The following is a 1,639-nucleotide window of genomic DNA, read 5'->3' on the forward strand; positions in this document are numbered from 1 at the left end:
GGATTGTGGCTATTGCAGCCAGTCGGCGCGTCACGAAACCGGGTTGGAGGCGTCCAAGCTGATGGATGTCAGGCGCGTCATCGCCGAAGCGACCAAGGCGCGTCATGCCGGCGCCACCCGTTATTGCATGGGCGCGGCCTGGCGAAACCCCAAGGCGCGCGACATGGATGCGGTGGTGGCGATGGTCGAAGGCGTCAAGGCGCTGGGCCTGGAGACCTGCATGACACTCGGCATGCTCGATCTTGAGCAAGCCGCTCGACTGAAGCAGGCGGGCCTCGACTACTACAACCACAACATCGATACGTCAGAACGCTACTATAGCGAGATCATCGGTACGCGGAGCTTTGCCGAGCGGCTCGAGACGCTTGACCACGTTCGCAAATCCGGCATCAAGATCTGCTGTGGAGGCATTGTCGGCATGGGCGAGGAGCCGGTGGACCGGATCGACATGCTGGTGACGCTGGCCAATCTGCCGGAACATCCGCAAAGCGTTCCGATCAACATGCTGATCCCGATCGCCGGAACGCCGCTTGCAGACGCCAAGCCCATTGAGCCGATCGAATTCGTGCGCGTGATCGCGCTGGCGCGCATCATGATGCCGAAATCGCATGTCCGTCTGTCCGCCGGCCGCACCGCGATGACTGACGAGATGCAGGCGCTGTGCTTTTTTGCCGGCGCCAACTCGATCTTCTTCGGCGACACGCTGCTGACGGCGGACAATCCCGGTGAGGACAAGGATACCCTGCTGTTCCGGCGCCTTGGCATCGATCCGATGGAACTCGAGGCGCAATGAACGGGGCGCCGCTTGCCCGTTATGATGCGACCTTGCAGGGGCTAGCGCGCAAGGACCGGCTGCGGACGCTTTCGCCCCGCGCCGGGCTGGACTTCTCGTCGAACGACTATCTCGGGCTGGCCGCGTCCAGAAGACTTGGCGATGCGGTTGTGGCGGCGATTGCGCGGGGCACGCCGGTTGGCGCCACCGGGTCGCGGCTGTTGCGCGGCAATGCACCGGAACACGAGCAGCTCGAGGCAGACGCGGCGGCATTCTTTGGAGCCGACCGCGCGCTGTTCTTCGGCAGCGGCTACATCGCCCACTTCGCTCTGCTGAGCGCCCTGCCGCACAAGGGCGATCTTTTGGTTGTCGATGAGCTCGCCCATGCCAGCATGCATGAGGGTGCGCAGGCCGGGCGCGCACAGTTCGTGCTGGCCGCGCACAACGACGCCACCGCTGTCGAGGATGCGATTACACGTTGGCGCGTCGCAGGCGGCATGGGATGCGTCTGGATCGCGGTGGAAAGCCTTTACAGCATGGATGGCGACTGCGCGCCTTTGGAGAGCCTGGTCGCACTTGCCGATCGGCACGGCGCATTCATCGTCATTGATGAGGCGCATGCCACCGGCGTCTGGGGACCGGATGGCCGGGGGCTTGCCGCCGCTTTCGAGGGCCGCGACAACATCATAGCGCTCCACACCTGCGGCAAGGCGCTCGGCGCATCTGGTGGGCTCGTCACCGGGCCGAGGGCACTGTGCGAATATCTGATCAACCGTTGCCGTCCATTCATCTACGCAACCGCGCCATCGCCACTGATGGCGGTCGTGGCGCGCGAGGCACTCGCAATGCTCGCCGACGAGCCTATGC

The 1,639-nt window shown here is 64.5% G+C and carries 2 protein-coding genes; both read left to right on the forward strand.

The annotated features are described in order from the left end of the window. Positions 1-793 (forward strand): biotin synthase BioB (bioB, locus tag NKH35_RS31665; protein ID WP_352917564.1); only part of this gene is annotated, 793 nt, incomplete at its 5' end. Continuing rightward, the coding region (locus NKH35_RS31670) for an 8-amino-7-oxononanoate synthase (RefSeq protein ID WP_352917565.1) at positions 790-1,639 on the forward strand (850 nt) is incomplete at its 3' end. The genes bioB and NKH35_RS31670, both read left to right, overlap by 4 nt.

The sequence above is a fragment of the Mesorhizobium sp. M1143 genome (genome assembly GCF_040318435.1).
Classification (GTDB): domain Bacteria; phylum Pseudomonadota; class Alphaproteobacteria; order Rhizobiales; family Rhizobiaceae; genus Mesorhizobium.